Source organism: Actinoplanes sp. NPDC051633 (assembly GCF_040681735.1).
Taxonomy (GTDB): domain Bacteria; phylum Actinomycetota; class Actinomycetes; order Mycobacteriales; family Micromonosporaceae; genus Actinoplanes.
The window spans coordinates 1-1,348 of the sequence record NZ_JBFAZH010001637.1 but is presented as its reverse complement, the minus strand read 5'-3'; the positions used below and the strand labels follow the sequence as shown (position 1 = coordinate 1,348).

1 pseudogene is annotated in these 1,348 nt (G+C 76.5%); it reads right to left on the bottom strand.

Annotated elements, in window-relative coordinates:
* Nucleotides 1–1,348: pseudogene (locus AB0M20_RS43840) on the bottom strand (LuxR family transcriptional regulator); the annotation flags it as partial.

Here is a 1,348-nt window from a genome sequence, read left to right as displayed (position 1 = left end):
GCCGCCCGCAGGTGCGCCCGCGACTCCGCCACGCGGCGTTGCCGGCGCAGCCATTCCCCGTAGGCGAGCTCCGCCCGCGCCCGCGGGAAGGGCCACGTCCCCGGGCCGGCCTGCAGCGTCGCCTCGAACAGCGGCTGCGCCTCCCCCTCGCCGGCCAGCAGGGCGCGCGCATGGCGTAGGCCCGTGTGCAGCGACGGCGCCGGGGTACGCCGCGCGACCGCCGTCATCTCGGCCACCACACCGGTGACCGCATCGGGCTGCCCGCTGCGAACCGCCGCCTCCACGAGGTCGCCGACGGCATGGCATCGGATCGCCTGGTGATATGCGGGATCGGCCGGGTCGTACATGCGCCGCAGCTCGGCGAGCGCGTCCTCGTGGCGGCCGTCGGTGAGCGCGGCCGAACCGCGGGCGAGCTGCACGGCGGCCAGCACGGCGTTGGACGGCAGCGCCGCCTTCTCGGCCCGGGCGGCGTGGCGGTAGGCGTCGTCCTGTTCCCCGCGAACGGCGGCGAGCAGCGCCTGGACGGTCAGCGCGGTCGCGGCCACCACCGGCTGCGAGGTGTCGCGGGAGAGCCGGTACGCCTCGTCGGCGGCGGGCATGGCCACGGCGAGGTCGACGAGATGGGCGCAGCTGCGCGCCTGCAGCGTGAGGGCCCGGGCCAGCAATCCGAGCCGGCCGTGCGCCCGCAGGCCGGCCAGCGAACTGGCGAAAAATCCGGCGGCGAGGTCGAAGGCGCCGACCGCGTGTGCGGCGTTGCCCATCATCCGGGCCGCCCGCCCGTCAGTGTCGACCGTGCGTCGCCGTAGCCGGTCGAGCACGACCGCGCCGTGGTCGATCGGAGAGGCGAAGGCCAGGACCATCAGCAGCCGAGGGTCGTCCTCGTCGACCGGTACGCGGCCGGCGGCGGCCACGACGCTGCGCCGGGCCTCGACGCCGGGCTCGGTCCACCAGCACCGCAGCGCCGCACCGTAGAGCAGGTTCAACGCGAGATCCGGATCGTCGGCCGCGGCCCGCTCGGCGACCTGCGCCAGCGACCACGCCGCCTGGGTCCGGCCGAGCAGGCCGTCGTCGAAGCTGTCCCTGATCCACGCCGTCCGCCAGCGCTGCCGCTCGGAGAGGCCGACCCGATCGGCCTGGGCCAGCAGGCGTTGCACGCTTGCGCTCTGACCGAGCTCGAAGGCAAGTTCGGCGGCGCGCAGCAGCCGCTCGCCCCGCAGGACCGGATCGCTGGTGAGGTGCGCCGATCGCTCCATCGCGGCGGCCCCGGCGGCGATGCCGCCCCGGCGCTGGGCGCGGACCGCAGCGGCCTCCAGCTCGGCGGCGACGGTGTCGTCGGGACCGGCCCTGG